The organism is Streptomyces sp. NPDC003379, from assembly GCF_053589195.1.
In genome coordinates this window covers 1-26007 of the sequence record NZ_JBSFRK010000072.1, presented here as the reverse complement: position 1 = coordinate 26007, position 26007 = coordinate 1, and the positions used below count along the sequence as shown (strand labels likewise).

General features: G+C 73.1%; 15 protein-coding genes. 7 read left to right on the top strand and 8 right to left on the bottom strand.

All coding sequences use genetic code 11. The features are described 5' to 3' along the window. Window positions 1-107 precede the first annotated feature (107 nt). The gene (locus ACWDVB_RS37620; protein WP_451519429.1) at window positions 108-1337 is read left to right on the top strand and encodes a hypothetical protein; all 1230 of its coding nucleotides are present in this window, start codon (window positions 108-110) and stop codon (window positions 1335-1337) included. A 58-nt stretch (window positions 1338-1395) separates the two neighbouring features. Then, window positions 1396-1923 (top strand): hypothetical protein, encoded by a 528-nt coding sequence (locus tag ACWDVB_RS37615; protein ID WP_451519430.1) that lies wholly within the window; start codon window positions 1396-1398, stop codon window positions 1921-1923. 205 nt (window positions 1924-2128) lie between these two features. Here ACWDVB_RS37615 and ACWDVB_RS37610 read toward each other — a convergent pair whose 3' ends face one another. From ACWDVB_RS37610 to ACWDVB_RS37600, 3 genes are all read right to left on the bottom strand, one after another. Further along, window positions 2129-5914: a type I polyketide synthase gene (locus tag ACWDVB_RS37610; RefSeq protein WP_451519431.1), complete on the bottom strand. Its 3786-nt coding sequence runs from the start codon at window positions 5912-5914 to the stop codon at window positions 2129-2131. Window positions 5915-6021: 107 nt separating this feature from the next. After that, a complete protein-coding gene (locus ACWDVB_RS37605) occupies window positions 6022-8811 on the bottom strand; it encodes an AAA family ATPase (RefSeq protein WP_451519432.1) in 2790 nt (929 codons plus the stop codon). Window positions 8812-8870: 59 nt separating this feature from the next. Beyond that, window positions 8871-9296: a DUF1579 family protein gene (locus ACWDVB_RS37600; RefSeq protein ID WP_451519433.1), complete on the bottom strand. Its 426-nt coding sequence runs from the start codon at window positions 9294-9296 to the stop codon at window positions 8871-8873. On the opposite strand from ACWDVB_RS37600, the gene ACWDVB_RS37595 reads away from it, so the two are divergent. Next, window positions 9295-9639, top strand: a complete 345-nt coding sequence (locus tag ACWDVB_RS37595) for a hypothetical protein (protein WP_451519434.1) — start codon at window positions 9295-9297, stop codon at window positions 9637-9639. The genes ACWDVB_RS37600 and ACWDVB_RS37595 overlap by 2 nt on opposite strands. A 550-nt stretch (window positions 9640-10189) precedes the next feature. Then, window positions 10190-11893 carry a 3-hydroxyacyl-CoA dehydrogenase family protein gene (locus tag ACWDVB_RS37590; protein WP_451519435.1) on the top strand — a complete coding sequence of 568 codons (1704 nt, stop codon included), beginning with the start codon at window positions 10190-10192 and terminating at the stop codon, window positions 11891-11893. Window positions 11894-12016: 123 nt separating this feature from the next. On the opposite strand, the gene ACWDVB_RS37585 is transcribed toward ACWDVB_RS37590, so the two are convergent. Both ACWDVB_RS37585 and ACWDVB_RS37580 read right to left on the bottom strand, forming a co-directional pair. Next, window positions 12017-14275 (bottom strand): MMPL family transporter, encoded by a 2259-nt coding sequence (locus ACWDVB_RS37585; protein WP_451519436.1) that lies wholly within the window; start codon window positions 14273-14275, stop codon window positions 12017-12019. 124 nt (window positions 14276-14399) lie between these two features. Beyond that, window positions 14400-15458: an LLM class flavin-dependent oxidoreductase gene (locus ACWDVB_RS37580; RefSeq protein WP_451519437.1), complete on the bottom strand. Its 1059-nt coding sequence runs from the start codon at window positions 15456-15458 to the stop codon at window positions 14400-14402. Window positions 15459-15682: 224 nt separating this feature from the next. On the opposite strand from ACWDVB_RS37580, the gene ACWDVB_RS37575 reads away from it, so the two are divergent. The 3 genes from ACWDVB_RS37575 (at window position 15683) to ACWDVB_RS37565 (ending at window position 21359) form a co-directional block, all read left to right on the top strand. Then, complete coding sequence (locus tag ACWDVB_RS37575; RefSeq protein WP_451519438.1) at window positions 15683-15910, top strand: hypothetical protein; 228 nt, start codon at window positions 15683-15685, stop codon at window positions 15908-15910. Window positions 15911-15920: 10 nt separating this feature from the next. Further along, window positions 15921-20504 carry an amino acid adenylation domain-containing protein gene (locus ACWDVB_RS37570; protein WP_451519439.1) on the top strand — a complete coding sequence of 1528 codons (4584 nt, stop codon included), beginning with the start codon at window positions 15921-15923 and terminating at the stop codon, window positions 20502-20504. A 156-nt stretch (window positions 20505-20660) separates the two neighbouring features. After that, entirely contained in the window at window positions 20661-21359 is a 699-nt protein-coding gene (locus ACWDVB_RS37565; protein WP_451519440.1) for a TetR/AcrR family transcriptional regulator, read from the top strand. Here the strand turns inward: ACWDVB_RS37565 and ACWDVB_RS37560 are convergent. The 3 genes from ACWDVB_RS37560 to ACWDVB_RS37550 are packed head-to-tail and all read right to left on the bottom strand — an operon-like array spanning window position 21322 to window position 25969. Further along, window positions 21322-22287: an alpha/beta hydrolase gene (locus ACWDVB_RS37560; RefSeq protein WP_451519441.1), complete on the bottom strand. Its 966-nt coding sequence runs from the start codon at window positions 22285-22287 to the stop codon at window positions 21322-21324. The genes ACWDVB_RS37565 and ACWDVB_RS37560 overlap by 38 nt on opposite strands. After that, window positions 22284-23087, bottom strand: a complete 804-nt coding sequence (locus ACWDVB_RS37555; protein WP_451519442.1) for a thioesterase II family protein — start codon at window positions 23085-23087, stop codon at window positions 22284-22286. Before ACWDVB_RS37555 ends, ACWDVB_RS37560 begins: the two co-directional genes overlap by 4 nt. A 38-nt stretch (window positions 23088-23125) precedes the next feature. After that, on the bottom strand, window positions 23126-25969 hold the full coding sequence (locus ACWDVB_RS37550; RefSeq protein WP_451612040.1) for a type I polyketide synthase: 2844 nt from the start codon (window positions 25967-25969) through the stop codon (window positions 23126-23128). Window positions 25970-26007 lie beyond the last annotated feature (38 nt).

Below are 26007 nucleotides of genomic sequence, written 5' to 3'. Positions count from 1 at the left end.
GACCTCGACCTCGTACTCGTGGCCGACCAGCGACGTGTCCGACGGTGACGTCGACGTGTCCGCCTGCGCGTTCCCCGCCTGCGGCCCCGCCCCGCCCCGGAGCCCCCTTGAACCCCGTGCCGAGCACCGAAGTCCTGGACCGGATCCGGGACATCCCCGTCTACCGCGCGTCCATCGAGCGCGGCGACTTCCCGATCCTGGAGAAGCCGGAGATCGCCCGGGACTTCCCCGCCAACTGGATGACCCCCGAACTGGCCCGCGCCCTGGAGACGGGCGAGGCCGAGTTCGTGCTCTCCACCGGGACCAACCACGCCCGCATGCAGCTCATCCGGCCCCCGTACTTCCTGCTCCGCTCCTACTACCGGCTGTGGAGCGAACACCCCGACCTCGGTCCGCTCTGGCACGACGGTGCCCGGCGGATCTCGCTGACCACCGTCCTCGCCACGGAGCACGTCGCCCGCGTCAACTCCCGCAAGCCGGGCGCCACCCCCGGCGAACGCTGGCTCGACGACCGCACGCTGTACCTCAACCGCCGCCTCGACCCCGCCGACTGGGACCGCGCCGACGTCGAGCGGATGCTCGCGGAGATCCGCGAGGTCAGCGCCGCGCACCCCCAGGGCTCGTACCTCCTGGACTGTTCCGGCTACCACCTGGCTCATCTGGTCCGCAAAGTCACCGCATGGGACCTGTGGGACAGCTTCCCCCGGCCCGCCGGCATCGTCCACGCCTACGAGTACACGCCGTTGAACGTCCGTGCCCAGCTGCGCGCGCACTTCGACTGTCCCGTGATCGACCTCTTCGGCAGCACCGAACTGGGCTACCTCTTCTACAGCGACGCGGACGGCGCCTACCGGCCCTATCTGCACGGGATGAGCGTGGAGCTGATCCCGGTGGAGCCCGGCAGCGGCATCCACAGCCTCATCGTCACCAGCGTCCGCAACCCGTACATGCCGCTGGTCCGCTACCGCTCCGGCGACTGCGTCCGCACCCGCGACGGCAGCGACGACCCTCGGCGGATCGTCTCCTTCTGCGGCCGTGAGAAGGAGCTCCTCGCCACGCCCGACGGGCCCCTCGCCCAGGCCGATCTCGACGCCCGCGTCGCCGCCGTCTGCCCGCGTGTGTTCCTGCACCAACTGCACCTGACCGGTGAGGGCCGGTGCCGACTGTGGTGCACGACGTTCGACGGAGTGCCGCTCACGGCGGGCGAGGAAATCGAACTGGCGTCTGCGGTCGGCGCTTTGACGGGACGCTCATGCCGTGTGGAACACCGCGCCCATGTGCCGATCGGGCGCTCCGGCAAGTACGCCTGGCTGGCCGCCCCGGATCCGGCCGCCTGAACGCCGCACCGAAGCCCCGCCCGACCTCACACCCTCACGCCCCCGACAGGACTCCGCCATGCCCACGACCTCGACACCCGCCCCCACCGCCGAGGAGCTGCTCGGCGCGGCCCTGCACGACGAGGTGGTGCGGCACTTCGCCGCGAAGCCCGGCGCGCCGGACGCCGCCCACGTCACGCATCAGGTCCGCGAGTGCCTGCGCTACCTCTATCTGGTCTCCCGTCACCCCGACCGGCTGGGCGGCCTCTTCCTCCCCGTCGAGCAGGACATCGACGAGATCTGGCACTACCTCATCCTCCAGACCCGCGAGTACCGGGAGCTGTGCCAGCAGCGGCTCCCCGGCGGCCGCTTCATCCACCATCGGAGCATCTCGTACGACGCCTACCAGGCGGACCCGGGGCGCGAGACGGCCGCCGAGGAGGCGCTGCGGTGGATCCCCCTCTACACCGAGGCGTTCGGCCCGTTCGACGAGGACGCCCTGCCGCACTGGACGGTCGTACGGTTTCTGCACGAGGAACTGGGCCTGTCCCTGGCGGAGATCACGGCGGCGGCCGCGCGGGACGGGCGTGGCCCGTCGGACGGGTAGCTCATTTGTGCGTCAGGGCGTCCGTACGCTATGTTTGATCTTGAGCCCGCCGCCGGAAACACGGCGGCAGGGCCCGGCGTTGGTGGTCCAAGGAAAGGCGCCCCACTTCCTGTGGGGAGATGCAGGTGCAAGGCCTGCCCAGCGCTCGCGACAGACCCCGGTCTCCGTCATGGAGACCGGGGTCTTGTGTTTTACCTCTCCACTGTCAGAGCGTCAGGACCTCCTGCGGGCCTTGCTCGTCCGCGCCGGCGAGGTCGGCGGCGGAGGGTGGCGCGAGGAGGCTCCGCGCCGTGAGCTGGGCGCAGATCTCCTCCGCTATGCGGGTCAGGGAGGAAGGGCCGAGCAGGACTTCGAGCGGGAGGTCCGTGCCGAAGTCGCGCAGCAGGCGGGCGCGGAGGCGGACGGCGCCGAGGGAGTCCAGGCCCAGTTGGTTCAACCTCAGGTCGCGTGGGTCGGCTGCCTCCGAGGTGCCCGGGACGTGGGTGAGGAGGTGGCCGGCGAGCAGGTCGCGGGCTTCGGTGGGGGCGTGCGGGAGGAGGGACGTCACCTCCCGCCGTACCGTCCACGCCGAGGAGGCCGCCGCCGGGAGGTCCGTCGGGGCCTGCGGAGCGTGCGTGAGCCCTTCGATGGTGACCAGGCGTTCACCGTCCTCGGTCAGGACGTGCAGGTCGATCGGGGCGTCGTCCGGCGACGACGGACCGCCGTGGCGGCGGGCGTGACACCAGACGCGGGACGGAAGCCGGTCGTAGACGTGCAGATGCGCGATGGCTGTGGGCAGGCGGAGTCGACCGTCGGTCTCGCCGGTGAGCGTGGCCGCGGCCAGCAGGCAGGCGTCCAGGACCAAGGGGTGGAGGAGATGGTGGGCCGCCTCCGTCACCGCCTCCCCTGGTGCGGTTTCGATCAGCGCGAGGGCTTCCGTGGCCTGCCGCCAGAGCCGTCTGACGCCGCGGGCCTCGGGGCCGTACTCGGCGCCCGCGCGCGCGAGTCGCCTGTGGAGCTCTTCGACGTCCTGTTCCTTCATGGCGGCGCGGAGGTCGCCCGGGTCGAGTGGTGCGGGGCGGGGCGGTGTCCCGTGTGTCGTGAGGGAGAGGCGGATGTGCTCGGTCCACGGGGGCGTGTTCCGGCGGTTCTGGGAGGCGCTGGACGTGGGCTCTTCCGACGTGCGGGCAAAGCCTGTCGTGACCGACCCTTCTGTCGCTATGTCGACTCGTGCCTGCACCGGGAGGCGGCGCCCCTCCGGCAGTGGCAGTACGCGCGGCAGACGCACCCCTGATGCCGTGTACGGGACGTCTGTCGGGCCGTCGTGCCGCGCCGCCGCCAGGCCCCACTCGATGAGGGCGGCGGGTGACACCACGGGGGTGCCGAACAGCTGGGTCCGGCCCAGGTACCACGGCTGTTCGGGGGTGAGAGTGTGCGTGTACCAGCGGGTCGTGGGGTCGGGCAGGTCCAAGGGCGTGCCGAGGAGAGGGTGCGGGGAGCGCGTGCCGAGGGGCGGGGTGTCCGCGCGTTCGCCGGAGGTGGCGGACACGGCCCGGCCGTCCAGCCAGTAGTGGTCGCCCTCGAAGGGGTAGGTCGGCAGGTCGACATGTCGGGGTGCCGTCAGGTGCGCGTACGCGCCGCGCCAGTTGACGTCGGCACCCGTCACGTACAGCTCGGCGAGCGCGCGCAGGACGGCTTCGGTGGCCTGGCGGCGAGGGCCGGGGCGTTCCGTGGACCCGGCCGGTTCGTGGAGCGCGGCGCCCGGGCCCAGGCCGAACACCGTCCTCGCGCCGCGTGCGGTGACGTGGGCCACCGCCTCTTCGTAGCGCGTCCGCCGCTGCGACGTGTCGTGCGCGAACCCGCGTACGGAGCACTCCTCGGCGGTGCGGGTCCTGCCGGTGGACGCGTCGACGACCGGGATGCGGGGGTGTCGCGGCTCGGCGTCGGGGCCGGGGCCAGGGCCGGGGTCGGTGGGCGGCGTGGTCGGCTCCTCGTAGGCGGCCGGAGGGGTGGAAGGCTCTCGGGGTGCGAGCAGCGCGCACGCCTCCGCCAGGGACAGTGCGCCGCCCACGTGGGCCGCGGCCAGCTCCCCCACCCCGCATCCGGACACCCAGTCGGCTTCCATGCCGAACGACTCCAGCAGACGGAACAGCGCGATCTCGAAGGCGAATTGGACGGCCGGTGCGGCATCGGCGAGCGGGACGTGTCGCCGTACCTCCTCCCAGGTGCGGGCGAACACCGGGAACGCGGACTGTAGTTCCTGTGCCGTCTCCCGCAGCCGGTCGTCGTGGGCGGCGGCCGAGAACACGTACGCGGAGCCGCCCGCCGCACGGCCCGTCGGGGCGCCCGGCGTGTTCCGTACCAGTGCCGCGTCGGCCTCGCCCCTGCTCAGGGCGTCGAGGCCCTCGGTGAACGCCGCGAGGCTCTCCGCGACGAGCACCGCGCGGTGCGGGAGCGAGGCGCGTGTGGTCGCCAGGGCGTGGCCGATCTCGGCCGGGGTCGCGTCGAGCCCCGCGGTCAGGCGTTCGCGCAGCCGGGCGGCCTGTGCGGCGAGTGCCGTCGCTGTCCCGGCCGACAGGACCCACGGCAGGGGGCCCTCGGCGGCGTCGGCCGTGGGGCGCGCCGGGTCGTCCTCCGTGTCGAGGGGCGGCGCCTCTTCGAGGATCACGTGGGCGTTGGTACCGCTGAAGCCGAACGCGGAGACGCCCGCGCGGCGTGGACGTCCGCCCCGGGGCCAGTCGACGGGTTCCGTGAGGAGCCGTACGGCGCCGGAGTCCCAGTCCACCTTCGGGTCCGGGCGGTCGATGTGCAGGGTGCGCGGCAGCGTTCCGTGGCGCAGGGCCATCACCATTTTGATGACGCCCGCGGCCCCGGCGGCGATCTGGGTGTGCCCGAGGTTGGACTTGACCGAGCCGAGCCACAACGGCCGGTCGCCCGCGCGCCCTTGGCCGTATGCCGCGAGTACCGACTGGGCCTCGATGGGGTCGCCCAGGGAGCTGCCGACGCCGTGCCCCTCCACCACGTCGACCTCGTCGGGGCGCAGCCCCGCGTCGGCGAGCGCCTGGGCGATGACGCGTTCCTGGGCGGGGCCGCTGGGCGCGGTGAGGCCGTTGGTCGTGCCGTCCTGGTTGACGGCGGAGCCGCGCACGACGGCCAGGACGCGGTGGCCGTTGCGGCGCGCGTCGGAGAGCTTCTCCAGCAGCAGGACGCCGACGCCCTCACCGAATCCCATGCCGTCCGCGGCCGCGGCGAACGGTTTGCAGCGCCCGTCGGCCGCCAGGCCGCCCCTGCGCGCGTACTCCGCGAGGACGGCGGGGGTCGCCATGACGGTCACCCCGCCGGCGAGGGCCAGCGTGCAGTCGCCCGCGCGCAGGGCCTGGCCCGCCAGATGCAGGGTCACCAGCGCGGACGAGCAGGCCGTGTCGACCGTGACGGCGGGGCCCGCCAGGCCGAGGGCGTAGGCGATGCGGCCCGACGCGGTGCTGGCGGCGCTGCCGGACGCGAGGTGCTGCGCCACGTCTTCGGGGAGTCCCGTGTCGGCGGTGGCGGGTGGGGCGTACTGGCAGTGGGCGAGCCCGGTGTAGACGCCGACGCGGGTCTCGCGCACCCGGGCCGGGTCGATGCCGCCGTGCTCGAAGGCCTCCCAGGAGGCTTCCAGGAGCAGGCGCTGCTGGGGGTCCATGGCGAGGGCTTCCCGCTCGTCGACCGCGAAGAAGGCCGCGTCGAAGCGGGCCACGTCCGCCACGAACCCGCCGTGGACGTCCCGCCCGGCCCCGGCCCAGCCTCGGTCGTCCGGGGCCGGGGTGACGGCGTCCGTGCCGTCGGCCACCAGGCGCCACAGGTCCTCGGGGCCGCGTACGCCGCCGGGGAACCGGCAGCTCATGCCGACGACGGCGATGGCGTCGCCCTCGTCCCGCCGTCCGGAGTGCGCCTCGCCGAGCTGCCGGCGTGCCTTCTGGAGCTCGGCCGTCGCCTTCTTCAGGTAGTTCCGCAGTACGTCTTCGTCCGCCATGGCCACATCCGCGACTGATAGGGACCATCGCAGGATGGTCGTCCTGGGCAGGAAACGGGCTCGACGCTAGGCGCGGGCCGGCCGGCCGCGTCACCCCTAGGGCGCCCCTATCCGAGCGCCGCCTTGCTCGGCAGTTCCGAGCGGTGGCTCACCGAGAGTTTGCGGTAGACGCGGGTGAGGTGCTGCTCGACCGTGCTCACCGTGATGTACAGGCGGTTGGCGATCTGCTGGTTGGTGAAGCCCTCGGACGCGAGGACGGCGACGCGGTTCTCCGCGTCGCTGAGCAGGGCCAGGGAGCTGCTGAGCACCTGCCCGTCGGCGTTGTTCTCCGACGCGGCGAAGGTCTGGTGGTACGAGGCGAGGGTCGACCTCAGCGGTTCGGCGCGACATCGCTCGGCCAGCGTGAGCGCCTTGCGCATCGCCCCGTGCGCCTTGCGGTACTCGCCGAGGGCCTCATGGGTGCGGCTCAGGTCGGCGAGCGCGTAGGCGAGGTTGAGTTCGTCCCTGCACATGCGGAAGTTGTCCACCGCCTCCCACAGCAGGGCGCCCCGCTTGCTCACCTCCAGGGTGGCCGCCTGGGCGCGCAGGGTGATGCCGCGTGTGCGCGAGGTGCCGGGGGCGAGCCGTGCGAGCTGCTCCGTGACCAGCTCGGCGGCCCGGTCGGCGGCGCCCGTGCAGACCAGCGCCTGGGCGGCGTCGCTGCGCCAGGGGACGACCTGCGGGGTGTCGAAGCCCCACTTCGTCAGGGCGGCGCCGCAGGCCTCGAAGTCCCGCAGGGCGGCGACGAAGCGGCCGGTCGCCAGGTGGAAGTGGCCGCGGGCGCGCAGGTAGAGCGGCCCTGCGAGGGTGTCGAAGGTGGCCGCGGGCAGCTGGAAGTCGAGGTAGGCGGCGGCTTCCTGGTACTTGCCCATCGCCGTCAGGTTCATGACGAGCAGGGCGAGGGGGACGCCGACGGCGACGCCCCACGCGTCCGGCGACACCACCGTCAGGGCGCGCAGCGCCTGTTCCTCGGCCGCCTTGGGCGCGCCGGCCCGCTCGTGGACGACGGCCTGGACGAGGGCGAACACGGCGTTCCTGATCGGCGCCCGGTGGTCGTCCGTGTCCGCGCACAGGGCCTCGCACAGTTCGGTGGCCCGCGGCGGCCGGTCCGCGTACACGAGGGTGAGCAGGGAGGCGACGATCGGCAGCAGGGTCGTGTCGTCGAGCCGTGTGCCGTGCAGGATCTGCTGGGCGGCCGCGGTGGCCTCGGCGTCGGGGCCCTTGCTGAGCACGGTGTTGAGGGCGGCGGCGGCCCTCCGGTGGGGTGCCCACACCGAGGAGATGGGGATTTTCACGGAGGCGGGTGAGGGGTGGTTCAGCGACGTCAGGCCGGAGAAGCCGGGGTAGAGGGTCGGCAGCCAGAGCAGTGCGCTGTCGAGCGAGGGCGAGCCGTAGCCGTGCTGGACGTGGTCGCTGTCCTCGCTCCGGAGGATGTCCAGGACTTCGCAGGCGTCGCCGGTCTGCCCGTACCACATGAGGTACCCGAGCGTCAGCGCGCCGTGACGGCCCGTCAGGTGGCCTTGCCGCACCGCTTGCATCAGCTCGGGGACGTAGCGCTTGGCGGCCGTGAGGTTCACCCCGCCCATGGCGGCGCAGAGCGTCGCGGTCACCAGCGCCCGTTCGCGCGGGTCCGCACAGGCGGCGCGGGCCAGCCGCAGCTGGCCGACCGCCCGGCCGAGGTCTCCGTCGGCGAGCGCGCTCCCCGCCGCTTCCCGGAGGATCGGCACGCCCCAGGCCCGTATGTCTCCGGAGGCGACGAGGTGTCCGGCGACGGCGGGGGCGGGGGCGCCCTCCTCGTGCAGGATCCGGGCCGCGCGGGAGTGCGTCACCCGGCACTGCTCGGCGCTCATCGCGCCGAGTACGACCGTACGGGCGCCGCCCCGCTGGTAGCGGTCGGCGGGCAGGCCGGAGGACTCCAGCTCCTGGATGGCGGTCGCCGCCCCTTCGGGGCCGGTGCCGAGGAGCCTGCCGAGCACGGACGGGGTGGTGTTCTCGCCGAGTACGGCGAGGGCGCGCGCGGCTTCCAGGACGAGGGGTTCACTCTGGAAGAGCCGGCCGAGCAGGGCCCGCGCGAAGGAGGGGCCGATCAGCAGGCGGCCCCCGGCGCGGCCGTGCTCCACCTGGTCGGCCACCAGCGCGCGGGCGAGGAGCGGGCTTCCGCCGCTCTCCTTGTGGCACTCCCCGGCGAGGCGGCGCGCGGTGTCCGCGTCGAGGGCGCGGCCGAGCAGTGTGGCGACGGCGTCGACGGTGAGCGGGCGCAGCTGCAGCCGGCGGCAGTTGGACAGGCGGAGCATCTCGGACTGGAGGCGGCAGTGCCAGGGGCCGGGGGCGAGGCAGCCGCTGAGTACGGCGAGGATCCGAGAGGAGCGCAGGCGTCGTATGAGGTGCAGGAGGTACTGGAGCGAGGCGCGGTCGGTGAACTGCACGTCGCCCACCGCGAGGACCACCGGCTGCCGGGTGCTCATGTCCTGAAGGGTCTCGTACAGTTCGCCGAGGACGGCGGGCGCCAGTTGTCCGGCGGCGGGCGGGGGCGCGCCGGGCCCGTCGTGCGTGTGGTGGCCGATCTCGTCGCCGACGAGCAGCCGGTTCACGCGCTCGGCGTCGAGGAGCGGCAGCGCGCTCCCTTGGAAGAGCTGTTCGACGAGGCTCAACGGGATGGCGCTCTCCGTCCGCGAGGCGCCGGCGTGCAGCAGGAGGGCGCCCGCAGCCTCGGCCCGCTCGGTGAACGCCCTGACCAATGCCGTCTTTCCGCTGCCGGGCGCTCCGTCGATGACGACGACCCTGCTCCGCCCGCGCAGACACTGATCGAATTCCTCACCCAGTAAAGCGAGTTCGGCATCGCGTTCCAAGAGATCCATCCAGTCCCCCCTCGTATGTATCACCGGTCCACGACGTGCCCGCCGAGCGAACGGGCGGACTACCTCTTGCGATGGCAGTCCTGGGTGTCGAGAAGCTCCCATTTCCCGTTCTTCTCGATGTGCTCCTCGATGGTGAAATGGTCCTCGTCGATGCGGGTGATGTCGCTCTTGATGACCACGTGCTGCGCCAACTCGCCGAGCACGAACGAACCGGTGAGGACGAAATGCCCGTCCCGCCATCCCGGGGAGGTCGAGGTGCCCTGCATCCCCGCGTCGTCGAAGTAGTACGAGACGAACCTGGCGTCGACCCGGTCCCAGCCGAGCACCCAGCTGCCCCTGACCCTTTCCTTCTTCTGCGGCCGTACGTGCGTCAGATCCAGCTGGTAGTAATGGCCGCCCAGAATGGGGCGGACCCGGGCCGTGAGGATGGAGCCCGTGTTGAACAGGCAGCGCAACGACCCGAGCAGGAAATCCAGTTCGTGCATGCGCTCGGAAGGCGGCGGCCCGCCCGTCGGCATGGTCCGGGTCGCGGCCCTGGTCGAGGTCGCGCCCAGCAGGACGGCGCCCGCCGCCGTGGCGGCCGCGCCGAACGCCGCACGCCGGCTCCACGCGGGGGAGCCGGTCCGCCACCGCCCCGAGGTGAATCCGCGCGAGGCAAAGAAACCCCTGTTCTCTGCAGCCATCATTCCCGCCCATCCAGAAGTCGACCCGGAAGTTGATATCGGTACAGGTGGCACATCGGAAAAAGGATCACTGGTCCATGACCGCTTGTGGCGCCATTTCGATCAAGAAAGGGCCATCTGCGGCAGCGGTTCGACCCTAAAGTAGTCAAGGTCCGCAAGCCATGGCACACCAAGGTCGCCGACGGCGTTCCAGCCACCGCACCGGCCACGGGAATTCCGGCCCTCTTCGACCGGAGTCCCTTTCACATAGTGCGAGTCCGCTCCGACAAACCCGCGAGACGTTCGACAGACGGACGCGAACGTCCGAAAATCGGCGTTACGATCCGGGTGCACATGTCCGAAACCCGGCGCGGGCGCGCCAACACCCCCTGGTGGGTGGGGCATGAGAACACTTCAGGCGCTCGGGTCCGGCTCCGCGCCCGTGATGGCCCCTCCCCTGCGCGCCCCCTACCGCCGACGCCGCACGCCACCCCCTAAGCCGCCCCGTCCACTCAGGGGTTGCCCCGCCGGATACCCCTCCTTAGCTTCCGAAGCGTGGCAGAAATCTTCAGCGCATTCCATCCGGAAGAGCGCCCGGCCCAGGAATTCCTGGGTCCGCGCATTATTCCCCGCCCTTGCTGAATATCCGCTGCCACCGCCAACCGCTTCCGCGCCATGAGGGGACCGCACGAATGACGGCAGGAATGACACGGCAGGTGAGTACGGTCGGCGTCGTCGGCCTGGGCGTGGTGGGGGAAGCCCTCCTGGGCATGCTCCTCGACGCGGGCCACGAGGTGATCGGTGTGGACAGCGACGTGAGCGTGCTGGCCCGCGTCCGCAAACGCCTTCCCGCCGCCGAGAGCGCCCTGACGACCGAGACGGCGGCGCTGCGCCGCGCGTCGCTCGTCATCGAGGCGGTGCCCGAGGACGAGCGGGCCAAGCGCACGGCGCTGAGCGGAATAGCCGCGGTCTGCCCGGAGGGCACCGTCCTGGTCACCACCGGTTCCGCGGTGCCGCTCCACCGCCTCGCCACCGCCGTCGGGCGTCCCGCCGACACCGTCGGTCTGCGCTTCCTCGCGCCACCCTCCCCCGGGGGCTTCGTGGAACGCACGCACACCACGCTGACCGCCGCGCCGAGCGTCGAGGCCCTCGACGCCGTGCTGTCGGCGATCGGGCTCTCCCGTACGAGCGTGACCCACCAGGCCGCCGACGACGCCACCGCCGTGGTGTACGGCTACCTCAACCGGGCGGTGCGGCTGCACGAGCGGGACCGGGTGCACCGGGCGGACATCGACACCGCCATGCGGCTGGGCTGCGGACTGCCGCTGGGTCCCTTCCAGTTGCTCGACCGGATCGGCCTCGACAGCGCGGCGGCCGTGCTCGACGACCTCGCCGCCCGCACCGGGGACGCCTCCTTCGCGCCCGCTCCCCTGCTGGGCACGATGATCGCGCGGGACCGCCTGGGCCGGAAGACCGGGCGTGGCTTCTACACCTACGACGAGTCGGGCGCCCCGCTCGACACCGCCGCGGCCCGCCCGGGCGCCGCCGCGTCGCCCGCCGGGGGCGCCGCCGTGCGCCGCATCGGCGTGGTGGGGTCGGGCGTGATGGCCCGCGGCATCGCCGAGACGACGGCCGCCGCGGGCTTCCGTACGGCGCTGGTGGCCCGCAGTGACGCCAAGGCGGACGAGGCGCTGGCGGCCGTCGCGGGTTCGCTGACCCGCTCCGTACGGCGCGGCAGGATCCACGCCCGTACGAAGGCGGCGACGCTGGAGGCGCTGAGCGTCACCGGGGACTTCGGCGCGCTCGGCGACTGCGACCTCGTGATCGAGGCGGTCGCCGAGGACCTGACGGTGAAGCGGGAGCTGTTCGCGCGGCTGGGTGCCGTGTGCGCGCCGCACGCGGTCCTCGCCACCACGACGTCCAGCCTGCCGGTGGCCGTGTGCGCCGAGGCATCGGGGGTGGCGCCGCGCGTGATCGGCACGCACTTCTTCAATCCGGCCCCGCTGATGAGGCTGGTGGAGGTCGCCCGGGCCGACGCCACCGACGACGCGACCGTGCGGATCGCCGAGGCCGTCTGTGCGCGCCTGGGCAAGACGACCGTACGGTGCGCGGACCGCACGGGCTTCCTCGTCAACTACCTGCTGTTCCCCTACCTCGGGCACGCCATGGGGCTCCTCGACCGGCCGGGGGCGAGCGCCGACGAGATCGACACGGCCGTGCGCGAGGGCTTCGGCCATCCGCTCGGTCCCTTCGCCCTGCTCGACGCCATCGGCCTGGACGTGTCGCTCGCCATCCAGCGCCGGCTGTACGCGGACTTCGGTGATCCCGCGCAGGAGCCTCCGGCGATCCTGGAGCAGTTGGTGGCGAGCGGGTGGCTCGGCCGCAAGAACGGGCGGGGCTTCGTCACCGCCGTGCGCTGAGAAGAAGGAGCCGAGAAGAAGGACAGGGGGGCCGGGAAGAAGGACGTACGCCCGCCCCGACCGGGGGATGGCGGGGGCGGGCGTACGCGTACGGGTCCGCGTCCACGGTAGCCGCGGCGGTGGCTACTCGCGCCGTGCCTCGGGCAGTGGTTCGCGGGGTGCGGCGACGGCCTCGTCCTTCGGCGGCTCGTCGAACCTGCGCAGCCGCTCGCCCTCCACGTCCACGTCGGGCAGCACCTTCTCCAGTACGGCGGGCAGCCACCAGCCGGCCCTGCCCAGCAGGGACATGACGGCGGGCACCACCGTCATCCGCATCACGAACGCGTCGAAGAACACCGCCGCGGCCAGGGCGTACCCCACCGCCTGGATCATCGTCGAGTCCGCGAGGACGAAGCCTCCGAAGACGCTCATCATGATGACCGCCGCGGCGGTCACCACCCGGGCGCTCTGCGCGAAGCCGACGACGACGGCGTCCTTGGGCGAGGCCCCGTGGACGTACGCCTCGCGCATCCTGGTCACGAGGAAGACCTGGTAGTCCATGGCGAGGCCGAACACGACGCCGATCAGGAAGATGGGCAGCAGATTGACGATGACGCCCAGGCGGTCCACGCCGAGCACGTCGGTGAGCCAGCCCCACTGGAAGACCGCGACGACCGCGCCGAACGTCGCGCCGACGCTGAGCAGGAAGCCGAGGGCGGCGGTCAGCGGGACCAGGAGCGAGCGGAAGACGATCATCAGCAGGAGGAAGGCCAGGCCCACCACGAGGATGAGGTAGGGCAGCAGGGCGTCCGAGAGCTTCTTCGACATGTCGATGTTGAGGGCGGTCTGCCCGGTGACCGCGACCTGGGCCCCGGTCGCCTCGTGGATCTGCGACTTCTTGTCGCGGATGGCGTCCACCAGGTCGTTGGTCGACTCACTGGTCGGGCCGCCGGTCGGTACGACGGTCAACAGGCCCGTGTCACCGGCCTCGTTCATGACCGCGGGGTTCACCGCGGCCACTCCGTCGAGCCCCTTCACCTGGTCGTAGGTGCGCTGGGACGCCTCCTTGGCGCTCTCGCCCTCGGCGCTCTCGACGGCGACGAGGAGCGGGCCGTTGAAGCCGGGCCCGAAGCCCTCGCTGAGCAGGTCGTACGCCTTGCGCTGGGTGGTGTGCGTGGGGTCGGTGCCCTCGTCAGGCAGGCCGAGCCGCATGTCCTGCACGGGCAGGGCGACGACGGCCAGGGCGGCGAGGGTCGCCACGAGGGTCGGAATGGGATGCCGGGTGATCAGTCGGCAGAAGCGCTGCCCGAGGGGCGGGTCGAGCTTCAGCAGGGTGCCCTCGTTCGGTGACTTCTCGACGCCCTTGCCGGGGGTGTCGCCGACGGGCCGCGCCACCGCCCGGCGGCCGCGCACGGCGCGCGGGCCCACGAAGCCGAGCACCGCGGGCAGCAGGGTGAGCGCGACGCACACGGTGACGGCCACGGCGAGGGCGGCGGCGACCGCGATCTGGGTGAGCGGCGGCAGCTGCACCACCGAGAGGCCGAGCAGGGCGATGAGCACGGTCAGGCCCGCGAAGACCACGGCCGTTCCCGCGGTGCCGACCGCTCGTCCGGCGGCCTCCTCCAGGCTCCGTCCGGCGCGGGCCTCCTGCCGGTAGCGGAAGATGACGAAGAGGGAGTAGTCGATGGCGAGCGCCAGGCCGATCATCACGGCCAGGACGACGGTGTCCTCGGTCAGGTCGAAGAAGCCCGTCGCGGCGTAGACGGCGCACACGCTGATGCCGAGGCCCACGAAGGCGAGCAGCAGCGGCAGCCCGGCGGCGACGACCGAGCCGAGCGCGACCAGCAGGGCCACGGCGGCGACGACGACGCCGATCAGCTCGGCGGCCCCGGTGGCCGACGCCTTGATGGCGTCGCCGCCCGTCTCGACGGTGAGTCCGGCGTCGCGGGCGGGGTCGAGGGCGTCGCGCAGCGCCTCGCGGTCGCCGTCGGTGATGTCACCCGCGGGAACCTTGTAGCTCACCTCGGCGAAGGTGATCCGCCCGTCCTTCGAGACCGCCTCGGGCGAGTACTCGACCTTGGCGACCTCGGGCGCGTCGCGCAGCTCGTCGATGGTCTTGTCGATCGCGGACTGCGTGCCGGACTCCTGGAGCTTCTCCCCGGGGGGCGCGGCGAACACCACGCGGGCGGTGGCGCCGCCGGTGCCGGCCTCCGGGAAGCGTTCCTTGAGCACGTCGTTGGCCTGCTGCGACTCCGTACCGGGGACGCGGAACTCCTCCGACGTCTCGCCCGACAGCGTGACCGCCCCGGCGACGGCGGCGATCAGCAGCCCCAGCCACAGCAGGCCGACGAGCCTGCGCCGCCGGAACGAGAACCGGCCCAGCCGGTAGAGGTAGGTAGACACAGCTCACTCCACACTTCGCTAGTGGGCAGTCAAGTGGGAGGCTACTCTCATAATCGGCCTGCGTTAAGCATCCGGAACGCGGGACAACCACTCTGACGCGATGTCACCCGCCGCCCCAGGAGGGTCAGCCGAGCAGCGGCCGGACCTTCTCGGCGAACAGCCGCAGACTGCGCTCCATGTTGGCGTACGGCTGGCCGCCGAAGTCGACCTGCCACAGGATCGTGTCCATCCGCAGGGCGTCGCGCATCTCCGTGACGCGGCGGGCCGCCGTCTCCGGGGAGCCGATGACGCCGTTGGCGCCCGTGCCGCCGCCGCCCGCCTCGACCGACTTGGCGAAGACCTGCGCGTAGTTCTGGTAGTCGGGCGAGTCGATGGTGGCCACCGAGGCGGCGGCCTCCTTCCACACCGCGACGTACTCGTCGAGGTGCGGCCGCGCCGCCGCCATGGCCTCCTCGTCGGTGTCGGCGAGGACCAGCGGCACCACCATGCCCACCTGCGGCGTGCGGCCCAAGGCGCCGTGGTGCTTGTCGAACTCCTCGCGGTAGACGTTCAGCAGGGCGTTGACGTGCTGGAAGGTCTCCGGCCGCGGGGACGCCGTGACCAGCAGGTTGTGGCCCTTCTCGCCGGCCCAGCGGAAGCTGCTCTCGGACATCACCGCGCAGACCCAGACCGGCGGGTGCGGGCGCTGGATCACGCCGGGCCACGAAGTGGCGTTGCGGTAGCTGTAGTACGGGGTCTCGTCCGTGACGTCCTTCTCGGTCCACAGGCGTACGACGGAGTCGACCGTGGCGCGGAACCGGGCGACGCTCTCGTCCATGCTGACGCCGAACGCGTCGAACTCGTACGGCAGGAAGGCGCGGGCGAAGCCGACGTCGAGCCGGCCGCCGCTCATCACGTCGACCTGGGCGGTCTCGGCGGCGATCTGCACGGGGTGGTGGAAGGAGGCCTGGATGCCGCCGGTCAGGAGCCGGATGTTCCGGGTTCGCGCGGCCACGGCGGCGAGGAACGCCAGCGGGCTCGGGCAGTAGCCGCCCGCGCTGTGGAGGTAGTGCTCGGTCATCTTGACGTGGGTGTAGCCGAGTTGGTCACCCAGCTCGGCGACGCGCAGCACGTCGGCGAAGTAGTCCTCCGCCGAACGCACCTCCGGGCGGCAGTCGGGCAGCAGCGAGATGCCGAAGTTCATCGGACCCTCCAGGGGGCACGGGGCGTCGGATCGGTGAGCCGCACCTCGGTGGTGCGCGGGCGGACGGCTTCGCCACGTGACGCTAAGCGGGCCCGGCGGCCACGTCAGCCCCGGGGCCACCCCTAGGGAACCGGCCGCACCGCCTAGGGGGGAGCTACGGGTGTGGGCGGCGTCGGCGGCGCCCGGATACTCGGACGGCCGTCACCGGGGACCTAAGGAGCCGCATGAAGCACATCCTCGATGCCGTCCTGGCCGAGTCGACGACGGAGCGGGACCGGCCGGCGCCGCCGCTGCCCGACGCGTACTGCTCCCTCACCCTCCGCAGGGACGCAGTGGGCAGGTTCGAGGGCGCCCCGGTCCGCGCGTGGCTCGGCCTGTTCCGTACGGCCCACACCTCTGGCACACCCGTCACACCCGACGCTTGCGACACGCCCGCCCGCCGGACCGCGTGAGGACCCCACCATGGCGTATGAACTGCTCAGCGAACTGCACCGCCTTGGCGTACGGCTCCGCCTGTCCGACGGCCGCCTCGACGTGCTCGCTCCCGCGGGCACCCTCACCGACGAGCTGCGCGCGCGGCTGCGCGGGCACCGGGACGAGCTGATCGAGCTGCTGCGCCGGACCGGTCACGGCAGCGCCCCCGAGGAGATCGTGCCCCGGCCCGACGAGCGGTACGAGCCGTTCCCGCTGACCGACATCCAGCACGCGTACTGGGTGGGCCGCAACCCGGCGATCGACATGGGCGGCACCGCCACCCACACGTACGCCGAACTGGCCAGTGACGGCCTGGACCTGGACCGGCTCGGCGCGGCGCTGCGCAAGGTCATCGACCGGCACGACATGCTGCGCGCCGTCGTCGAACCGTCCGGCCTGCAGCGCGTCCTGCGCGAGGTGCCGCCGTACGAGATACGGGTGCACGATCTGCGGGGGCTCGACGAGGCCGGACGCGAGGAGCAACTGGCGCTCGTCCGGGGTGAGATGAGCCACCAGGTGCTTCCGGCCGACCAGTGGCCGCTCTTCGACATCCGCGCGAGCCGCCTGGACGGGTCCCGGCTGCGGGTGCATCTGAGCCTGGACATGCTGATCATGGACGGGTTCAGCGTGGACCTGTTCTTCCAGGAGTGGCGCCGCTTCTACGAGGACCCCCACTTCTGCCCCGCGGCGCTCGCGCTCTCCTACCGCGACTGCGTCCTGGCGGAGCTGGCGCGGCGCGAGGGCCCGGAGTACGCGCGCGCCAAGGAGTACTGGCTGGACCGCCTGGACGAGCTGCCCCCTGCGCCCGAGCTGCCGCTGCGCGCGGCCAGGGCGCCGGGTGCCGGGCCGGTCCCGTTCCGGCGCCGGCACGCCGTGGTGCCCGCCGAGCGCTGGGCCGCCGCCAAGGACATCGCGCGGCGCCGGGGGCTGACGCCCTCCGCGGCCCTGGTCACGGCGTTCGGCGAGGTGCTGCGCACCTGGTCGAGGGGGTCGGCCTGCACGCTCAACCTCACGCTGTTCAACCGGCCTCCGCTGCACCCCCAGGTCGACGCCGTCGTCGGTGACTTCACGTCGCTGACCCTGCTCGCGCTCGACGCGGCGCCGGACACGGCCTTCGGCCCCCGCGCCCAGGCCGTGCACCAGCGGCTCACGCGGGACCTGGAGCATCTCGCGTACAGCGGTGTGCAGGTCCTTCGGGAGCGGGCCAGGCGGCGCGGCGGGATGCCGGGCGCGGCGATGCCGGTGGTCTTCACCAGCCTGCTCGGGGCCTCGTCCAAGGACGGGGTGGTGGGCGGTCTGCGCTTCCTCGGCGACGTCGTGCACGGCGTCAGCCAGACGCCGCAGGTCTGGCTCGACCACCAGGTCACCGAGGAGGACGGGGCCCTGCACCTCAACTGGGACGTGGCGGAGGAGCTGTTCCCCGAGGGGATGCTCGACGACATGTTCGCCTCGTACGGGTATCTGGTCGGCCGCCTCGCCGACGAGGCGTTCTGGGACGATCCCGACGCGGCGCTCCCCCTGCCCGCGTGGCAGGAGCGCGAGCGCCTTGCCACCAACTCCACGGCCGCGCCGATCCCGGAACGCACCCTGTGCTCCCTGGTGGAGGACCAGGCCGGGCGCACTCCGGACGCCGTCGCCGTCATCGCCGACGACGGCGGCTACACCTACCGCGAACTGCTCGCCCAGGCCCACCGCCTGGCGCACCGGCTCATCGAACTCGGCTCGCGAACGGATGAGTTGACGGCCGTGGTGATGGGCAAGGGCCGCGAGCAGGTCGCCGCCGTGCTGGGGGTGACGCGCTCCGGCGCCGCGTATCTGCCGATCGACCCGGAGTGGCCGCGGGCCCGCCGCGACCAGCTCCTCGATCGGTGCCGCGTGCGGACCGTGGTCACCACGCCCGCGCTGCGCGACCGCCTCGACTGGCCGGCCGGCGTCCACGTGGTGACGTGCGCCGACACGCGGGTGCGCGAGGCCCCCGACGGGCCGCCCGCCACCGCTCCGGCGCCCGGCGACCTCGCGTACACCATCTTCACCTCGGGCTCGACCGGGCAGCCCAAGGGCGTGGTGATCGACCACCGGAGCGCGGCGAACACCGTGCAGGACATCAACCAGCGCTTCGGTGTCGGCCCGCGAGACCGGGTCCTCGCGCTCTCCTCGCTGAGCTTCGACCTCTCGGTGTACGACGTCTTCGGCACCCTGGCGGCCGGCGCGGCCGTCGTCGTACCGGCCGCCGCGCACGCCCATGACCCGGGCCACTGGACGGACTTGATGCGCCGTCACGGGGTGACGGTGTGGAACTCGGTGCCCGCCCTGATGCAGGCGTGGGTGGACGGCCTCAAGAACGACCCGGACTCGGGCGCCTCGCGGGACGCCTCACGGGACGCCTCGCGGGACGGGGCCGGGCTGCGGCTGGCGCTGCTCAGCGGCGACTGGATCCCGGTGGCGCTGCCCGGGGCCGTCCACGCGCACTGTCCGGACGCCCGGGTGATCAGCCTGGGCGGGGCCACGGAGGCGTCCATCTGGTCGGTGGCGTACCCGATCGGCGAGGTGCCGGCGGCGTGGACCCGCATCCCGTACGGCAAGCCCCTCGCCAACCAGACGCTGCACGTGTACGACGAGCGGCTGCGGCCCTGCCCGGTGTGGGCCACCGGGGAGATCTGGATCGGCGGCGCCGGGGTGGCCAAGGGGTACTGGGGCGACGAGGAGCGGACCGCCGAGCGGTTCGTACGTCACCCCCGCACCGGTGAACGCCTGTACCGGACCGGCGACTTGGGGCGCTATCTGCCCGGCGGCGACATCGACTTCCTCGGCCGCGAGGACGCGCAGATCAAGCTGAACGGCTACCGGATCGAGCTGGGCGAGGTCGAGGCGGCACTGGCGCGGCAGGAGGGCGTGGCCGAGGCGGTGGCCGCCATCGACACCAACCCGAGGACGGGCCGCCGCCAGCTCGTCGGCTACGTCGTGCCCAAGGCGGACCGCGCCGTGCGGGCGGACGCGCCGGGCGCGGCCGAGCGGCTGCGCCGGACCGCCGAGGAGGCCGGGGCGCGGCTCGACCGGGAGCTGGCGGAGCGCTCCGGGGAGCTGCGGGAGGAGGAGCACACCCTGGCCGTCGCGGACGCGCTGTGCCCCATGGTGATCGCGCGCGCCCTCGCCCGGCTCGGGTTCTTCCGGTCGGCGGGTGCGAGCGCCCGCCTGGAGGACGTGGTCGCCTGCGGAGTCAAACCCGTCTACCGGGAGTTGATCGAACGTCAGCTCGCGGAGCTGGTCACGCGCGGTTGGCTGAGCGCGGCCGACGACGGGACCTACCGCTGCGCCCGCGCCTTCGAGCCGGACGCCCTGGACGAGGAGATCCGCAGGACGCTCGACGGTGTCGGCACCACGGGGTCCCACGGGGTGCTGCGCGAGTACTTCACCAGCTGCGCCGAGAACCAAGTGGCGCTGCTGCGGGGCGAGGTGAGCCCCCTGGAGTTCCTGATGCCGGACGGCGACTGGCGCGTCACGCGCGCCCTGTACGCGGACAACGCCGTCGCCAGGGTGCAGAACCGCACCACGGCGCAGGCCGTACGGGCCTTCGTCGACGCCTGGCCGGGCGGCCGGCCGGTGCGTGTCCTGGAGGTCGGGGCGGGCACCGGGGCGACGACGGAGTGCGTCCTGCCGGAGCTGCCCCGCGACGGGGTCCGGTACTGCTTCACCGACATCTCCAGCTACTTCACGGCGCGGGCCGCCCGGCGTTTCGGCGCCGCCCACCCCTTCCTCGAACACCGGGTCCTCGACATCGACGGGGACCTCGCCGAGCAGGGCTTCGGGCCGGGCTGCGCGGACGTGGTGATCGCCTCGAACGTGCTGCACGACGCCAAGGACATCGGCGCGACCCTGGAGGGCCTGCGCTCGCTGCTGGCCCCCGGCGGAATGCTGGTGGCGCTGGAGAGCACGGAGAACATGCCGTCGGCGCTCATCACCGTCGCGTACATCGAGGGCCTGGCCCAGGAGCGCGGCGAGGACGAGCGGCTGCCCCTGCTCAGCGTGGCGCAGTGGCGGGCGCACCTCGCGGCGGCGGGCTTCGAGCACGTCACGGCGCTCCCCGGCGAGGAGGCGTCCCCGGGCGTCCTCTACATGCGGGTGCTCCTGGCGGTGGCGCCCGGTGGCGAACCGGCCGCCGTGGAGGTGGAGGCGCTGCGCACGGCCGCCGAGGAGACCTTGCCGGAGTACATGGTTCCGCGGCAGCTCATCGTCCTCGACCGGCTGCCGCTGAGCGCCAACGGCAAGGTGGACCGCGGGGCGCTGCCCTCCCCCTGGGAGGAGACGCCGGGGGCCGAGCGGGTGGCGCCGCGCGGCCCCGTCGAGCTGCGGCTGTTCGAGCTGTGGTGCGAGGCGCTGGGCCGCGACGACTTCGGCGTGGAGGACAACTTCTTCGACCTCGGCGGCGATTCACTCCATGTGGTGACCATGCTGGGGCCGCTGCGCGCGGAGTTCGGGCTGCGCAGCAGCGCGCAGGACATCCTGGAGAAGCTGCTTGAGCGCCCCACGGTCGCCGCGCTGGCCGCGGCGCTGACGGACGAGGCGTCGGGATAGCGAGGCGGCGAGGTGGCGAGGCCCCGGGGCTCGGAGGCCGCGGCCGGCCGGGAGCTGTCAGGGCGGATGAGGCGCGGGCGGCGCTGGCTATCATGAGCCGGTCGGCAGGGCCCGCGCCTCGTCGAGCCCGTGACCGAGTCGCACCGGAGGTGACGCATGACTTCGCTGCCGAACAGTGGCCGGAAACCGCTCACCGAGACCGCCGCTCCGCCCGCCCCCCGGTCCCCGCGGCCCTCGGGGCTCCGCGAGCGCAAGAAGGCCAGGACCCGCTCGGCGATCCAGCGGGAGGCGCTGCGGCTCTTCCGGACGCGCGGCTACCACGTCACCACGGTCGAGCAGATCGCCGAGGCCGCGGAGGTCGCCCCCAGCACGGTCTTCCGGTACTTCGCGACCAAGGAGGACCTGGTCAGGCTCGACGACGACTACGTCGAGCTCAGGAACGCCTTCCAGGCGCAGCCGCCGGGGCTGAGCCCCACGCAGGCGCTGCGCCGCGCGTTCCGCGCGGTGTTCGCCGGGCAGACGGCTCAGGAGCTGCGGGAGAACCTGGAGCGGGAGATGGTGGTGCTCTCGGTGCCCGAGCTGTGGGCGGCGAACTTCACGAACATCACCGGCATCCTGCCCAAACTGGCGGCGCTCCTCGCCGAGCGCACCGACCGGGGGCCGGACGACCCGGAGCTGCGCACCCTCTCGGGAGCGGTGTGCGGTGTGGTCCTCACCGTATGGCTGGACTGGGCGAAGGACCCGTCGCTGGACGGGCCCGCCGCCCTTGACGAGGCCCTGGCGCATCTGGAGGCCGGGCTGCCGGTCGGGCGGGGCGTCATCGAGCCGCCGAATCCGGCGGGTCCGCGGGCCTGAGCGTGGGCCTGAGCGCGCGGCGCACGCACGCGCCGAGGGCGTCGATGGCCTCGGCGGGTCCGCGCGCCAAGGAGCCCCAGCCCAGGTAGCCGTGGTCGAGCCCGGCGCCGTCCAGGAGCGTCGTCGCGACCCCGGCCGCGCTCAGCCGGGCCGCGAACTCCCGTATCTGCGGGCGCAGGAAGTCGAACTCCCCCGTGCCGATCACCGTGGGCGGCAGCCCGCTCAGATCGGGGGCGAGCAGCGGGGACACCTCCGGGTCGGTGCGGTCGGCGTCGCCCAGGTACAGGTCGAGCATGCCGCGCAGGTCGGCGGAGTGGGCGCCGGTGGGCGGGGCGGGGCGCAGGTCGACGATCGGGTAGGCGAGGAGTTGCAGGGCCAGTGCGGGGGCGGCCGGGTCCCGGTGGCCCACGACCGGCCGGGCGGTCAGGCGTAGGGCCGCCGCGAGGGCGATCTGTCCTCCGCCGCTCTCGGCGGCGATGCCGAGCCGGGCCGCGTCGAGGCCCAGTTCCGTGGCGTGCGCGGCCACCCAACGCACCGCCGCCTCCGCGTCGTCGACGGCGGCGGGGTGGGGGTGCTCGGGCGGGCGCCGGTAGCCCACGGACACGAACGCGACCCGGCAGGCGCGGGTCAGCGCGCGCACGACCGGGTCGTACGACTCGACGCCGCCCAGCGCCCAGCCGCTGCCGTGGAAGAAGACCAGGGCGGGCTGGGGCAGGGCGCCGTCGGGCCGGTAGAGGCGGGCGGGCCGTCCCGCGACGGTGAGGTCGACGACCTCGTGCACCTCGGGCCGGGGGAGCTTCGCCATCTGCCGGTCGTGCATCGCCCGCAGCTCCGCCACGGTGTGCAGGTCCAGCATGGTGGCGCCCGCGGGCCGGGGGGCGCGCCCGGACGGCGTGCCCGCGCGTGTCGCGTGTCGCTCCTCCGTCATCGCGCCCCCTCGCGGCTGTTCCGGTCGCGGACGCTCCGGTCGCGGATGTGCGGGCGCAAGGTGTCGGCGAGGACGCAGGCGACGGCGTCGCGGTGCTCCTCGATGAAGAAGTGGCCGCCGGTGAAGGTGCGCAGCGCGAACTCTCCCGCGCCGTGGCCGCGCCAGGCGCGGGCCTCGTCCAGGGTCACCTTCGGGTCGGCGGTGCCGGTGAGCACCGTGACCGGGCAGGTCAGCGGCGGTCCCGGGCGGTAGGTGTACGTCTCGACGGCGCGGTAGTCGCTGCGTACCGTCGGCAGCACGGACGCGAGGAACTCCGCGTCCTCGGTGAGCCGCCGGTCGGTGCCGCCCGCGGTGACCAGCTCCTTGATCAGGCCCGCGTCGTCCTGGAGGTGCGTGGTCTCGTGGCGGTGCCGGGACGGGGCGCGCCGCCCGGAGACGACGAGGTGAGCGGGCCAGACCCGCGCCCCGCCTTCGCAGCGGCGCGCCACCTCGAAGGCGAGCACGGCTCCCATGCTGTGCCCGTAGAGCACGAACGGCCGGTCCAGGTAGGGCAGCAGGGCTTCGTGGAGATGGTCGGTGAGGCGGTGGAGGTCGTCGACGCACGGCTCGCGGTGGCGGTCCTGGCGGCCGGGGTACTGGATCGCCAGGACGTCGATCTCGGGCGCGAGCGCCGCGGCGAGCGGGTAGTAGTAGGTCGCGCTGCCGCCGGCGTGCGGGAAGCAGACGAGCCGCGGCGCGTCCGAAGCGGCCGGTCGGCAGCGCCTCACCCAGAGGTCGGCATCGGTGTGCGGGCCTGACATCGTCTCCCTTTCGCGGTGTCGTCCCGGCGCCTCGGAGGTCAGGCGTCGTCGATGATGGCGAACAGTTCGTCGTCGGTGGCGGCCATGACGGCCCGGTCCGTGCTGTCGTCCGCGTCGGCGGCGGCAGGTGTGCCGACCGACGTGACGGGGTCCGTACGGCCCGGCGACGCGGTGCCGGTGATCCGCTCCCGCAGGGAACGGGCGAGCGCCCCCGGTGTGGGGTGGTCGAAGACCAGCGTGGCGGGCAGCCGCAGCCCGGTCACGGAGTTGAGGCGGTTGCGCAGTTCGACGCCGGTGAGGGAGTCAAGGCCGATCTCCCGGAAGGGCCGGTCGGGCTGGATGTTGTCCGGGTCGTGGCCGAGGACGGCGGTGATGCCTTCGCGTACGACGTCCAGGAGCACCCGCTCGCACTGGCCGGGCGTCAATCCGTCGAGTCGGGAGGCCAGTTCGGACGTACCGCTGTCCGCGGCGGGTCCGCTCACGGCCGTCGCCGCGTCCCTCACGTCCGGCAGGTCGCGGACGAGGGGGCGGGGCCGGGAGACGCTGAACGCGGTGAAGCGTTCCCAGTCGATGTCGGCGATCGCGACGAGGGTGTCGCCGAGGTCCAGGGCCCGGCCCATCGCGGCCGTCGCCTCGCGGGGGTCCATGAGCTGGACGCCGCCCAGCCGCAGCCAGGCGTCGAGGGTGTCGTTGTTCATGCCGCCCCCGGCCCACGCGCCCCAGGCCACCGAGGTCGCGGGCAGCCCCTGGGAGGCGCGGAACTCGGCGAGCCCGTCGAGGTAGGCGTTGGCCGCCGCGTAGTTGGCGAGGCCGACGGTGGGGAGGATGTTGCCGCAGGAGGAGAAGAGGACGAAGGCGGACAGGTCCTGGTCGGCGGTGAGTTCGTGGAGGTACAGCGCGGCCTGGGCCTTGGCGCGCAGCACGGATTCGAGTTGGGGCACGGTCATGGCGGCGAGCGGGCCGTCGTCCACCACGCCCGCGGTGTGGAAGACGGCGGTCAGCGGGCACTCCCGGGGGATGCGCGCCAGCACTCCGGCGAGGGCTTCGCGGTCGGCGACGTCGCATGCCTCGACCACCACGTCCGCCGGTCCCGATGTGCCTGACCCCGCCGTTCCTGATGTTCCTGACGGTCCCGACCGGGCGAGTTCGTCGAGCAGTTCGCTCGCGCCCGGCGCGTCCTTGCCACGCCTGCTCGCCAGCACGACCCGCTCCACGCCCGCGTCCACCAGCCACCGGGCGACGTGGGAGCCGAGGCCGCCGGTGCCGCCCGTCACCAGCACGGTGCCGCCCTTGTACCAGCCGCCCTCGGCCGTCTCGCCCGTCGGGCCGTCCGGCAGCGGGGCGCGGGAGAGTCGCCGGACCCAGGTCTCCTGGCCGCGCAGGGCGATCTGGTCCTCGTCCCCGAGCGCGCCGGACAGCACGGCACGGAGTCCGGCGCGTACGTCACTTCGTACGTCGTCACGCTGGTCACCACGTACGTCCACCTGGCCGCCCCACCGCTCGGGCCGCTCCACGGCGATGGACTGGCCGAGGCCCCACAGATGTGCCTGGGTGGGGTGGGTGACGGGGTCGTCGGCGCCCACGGACACCGCGCCGCCGGTCACGCACCAGAGCCGTCCGGCGACACCCGCGTCGTCGAGCGCCTGGGCGAGGACGACCGTACCGGCCACCGAGGCGGGGACGGCGGACGCTTCTTCGCAGGGTGCCTCGTCGAGGGCGAGCAGGGAGACGATGCCGGCGACGTCGCCGACCTCGCCCAGGTCGGCGCGGACTTCACGCAGTTGCTCGGCCATCTCCTCGCGGTCGGCCCAGCGGGCGTCGACCACGACTTCCCGCACCACGGCTCCGCCCTCGCCCAGGGCCGCCAGGCACTGCGTCACCTCGTCGGCGTCCAGACACTGGGCGGGGATCACGACCAGCCACGCCCCTGCCGGTCCCGTCACGGCGGGCGGTGGGGTCACCCGGCGCCAGCCCACGTGGTAGCGCCAGGCCGAGGCCGGATCGGCCACGGGGTGCGGAGCCTTGCGTTCCAGCCAGTAGTGGCGGCGCTGGAAGGCGTACGTAGGAAGGTCGACCCGAGTGTCCGTCGCCGGGCACAGGGCGTCCAGGTCCACGTCGACACCGGCGGCGTAGGCGCGCATGAGGGAGTGCAGGGCGCGGCGGGGCCCGCCGTCGTCGCGGCGGAGCGTGCCGAGGACGGCGGCGTCCACGCCCATGTCCTCGGCGGTCTCTTCAAGGCCGAGGGTGAGGATCGGGTGGGGGCTGCATTCGATGAAGGCGGTGTGTCCGAGGTCGAGGAGGGTGCGGGTGGCCTGCTCGAACTCCACCGTCTCCCGCAGATTTCGATACCAGTACTCCCCGTCCAACTCCCCCCCATCCAGCAGACCGCCCGTCACCGTCGAACAGAACGGAATCTCCCCCGCACGCGGCTCGATCGCCCTGAGCCCCTCCAGCACACAGTCGCGAACCTCCTCCACCTGCACCGAATGACCCGCACAATCCGTCGCCACCCGCCGCACCCGCACCCCATCCACCTCACACGCCTCAACAAACCCCTCCAACGCCCCCAACTCACCCGACACCACCACCGAACCCGGACCATTCACCCCCGCCACCGACAACCCCTCCACCAACCGCCCCTCCACCACACCCCGCCCCAACCCCACCGACACCATCCCACCCCGACCCGCCAACACCCCCGCCAACGCACCACTCCTCACCACCACCACCCGCACCGCATCCACCACACTCAACACCCCCGCCACACACGCCGCCGCCACCTCACCCTGCGAATGCCCCACCACCGCCACAGGCCGCACCCCACACGACAACCACAACCGCCCCAACCCCACCATCACCGCAAACAACACCACCTGCACCACATCCACCCGCCCCACATCCACCCCACCACCCTCACCAC

Bases quoted from the DNA above. Each gene is read 5' to 3' on its own strand.
- ACWDVB_RS37615 (WP_451519430.1), top strand. From the start codon at position 1,396: ATGCCCACGACCTCGACACCCGCCCCCACCGCCGAGGAGCTGCTCGGC.
- ACWDVB_RS37610 (WP_451519431.1), bottom strand. From the start codon at position 5,914: ATGGCGGACGAAGACGTACTGCGGAACTACCTGAAGAAGGCGACGGCC.
- ACWDVB_RS37605 (WP_451519432.1), bottom strand. From the start codon at position 8,811: ATGGATCTCTTGGAACGCGATGCCGAACTCGCTTTACTGGGTGAGGAA.
- ACWDVB_RS37595 (WP_451519434.1), top strand. From the start codon at position 9,295: ATGCGCTCGGAAGGCGGCGGCCCGCCCGTCGGCATGGTCCGGGTCGCG.
- ACWDVB_RS37600 (WP_451519433.1), bottom strand. From the start codon at position 9,296: ATGCACGAACTGGATTTCCTGCTCGGGTCGTTGCGCTGCCTGTTCAAC.
- ACWDVB_RS37580 (WP_451519437.1), bottom strand. From the start codon at position 15,458: ATGAACTTCGGCATCTCGCTGCTGCCCGACTGCCGCCCGGAGGTGCGT.
- ACWDVB_RS37575 (WP_451519438.1), top strand. From the start codon at position 15,683: ATGAAGCACATCCTCGATGCCGTCCTGGCCGAGTCGACGACGGAGCGG.
- ACWDVB_RS37570 (WP_451519439.1), top strand. From the start codon at position 15,921: ATGGCGTATGAACTGCTCAGCGAACTGCACCGCCTTGGCGTACGGCTC.
- ACWDVB_RS37565 (WP_451519440.1), top strand. From the start codon at position 20,661: ATGACTTCGCTGCCGAACAGTGGCCGGAAACCGCTCACCGAGACCGCC.
- ACWDVB_RS37560 (WP_451519441.1), bottom strand. From the start codon at position 22,287: ATGACGGAGGAGCGACACGCGACACGCGCGGGCACGCCGTCCGGGCGC.
- ACWDVB_RS37555 (WP_451519442.1), bottom strand. From the start codon at position 23,087: ATGTCAGGCCCGCACACCGATGCCGACCTCTGGGTGAGGCGCTGCCGA.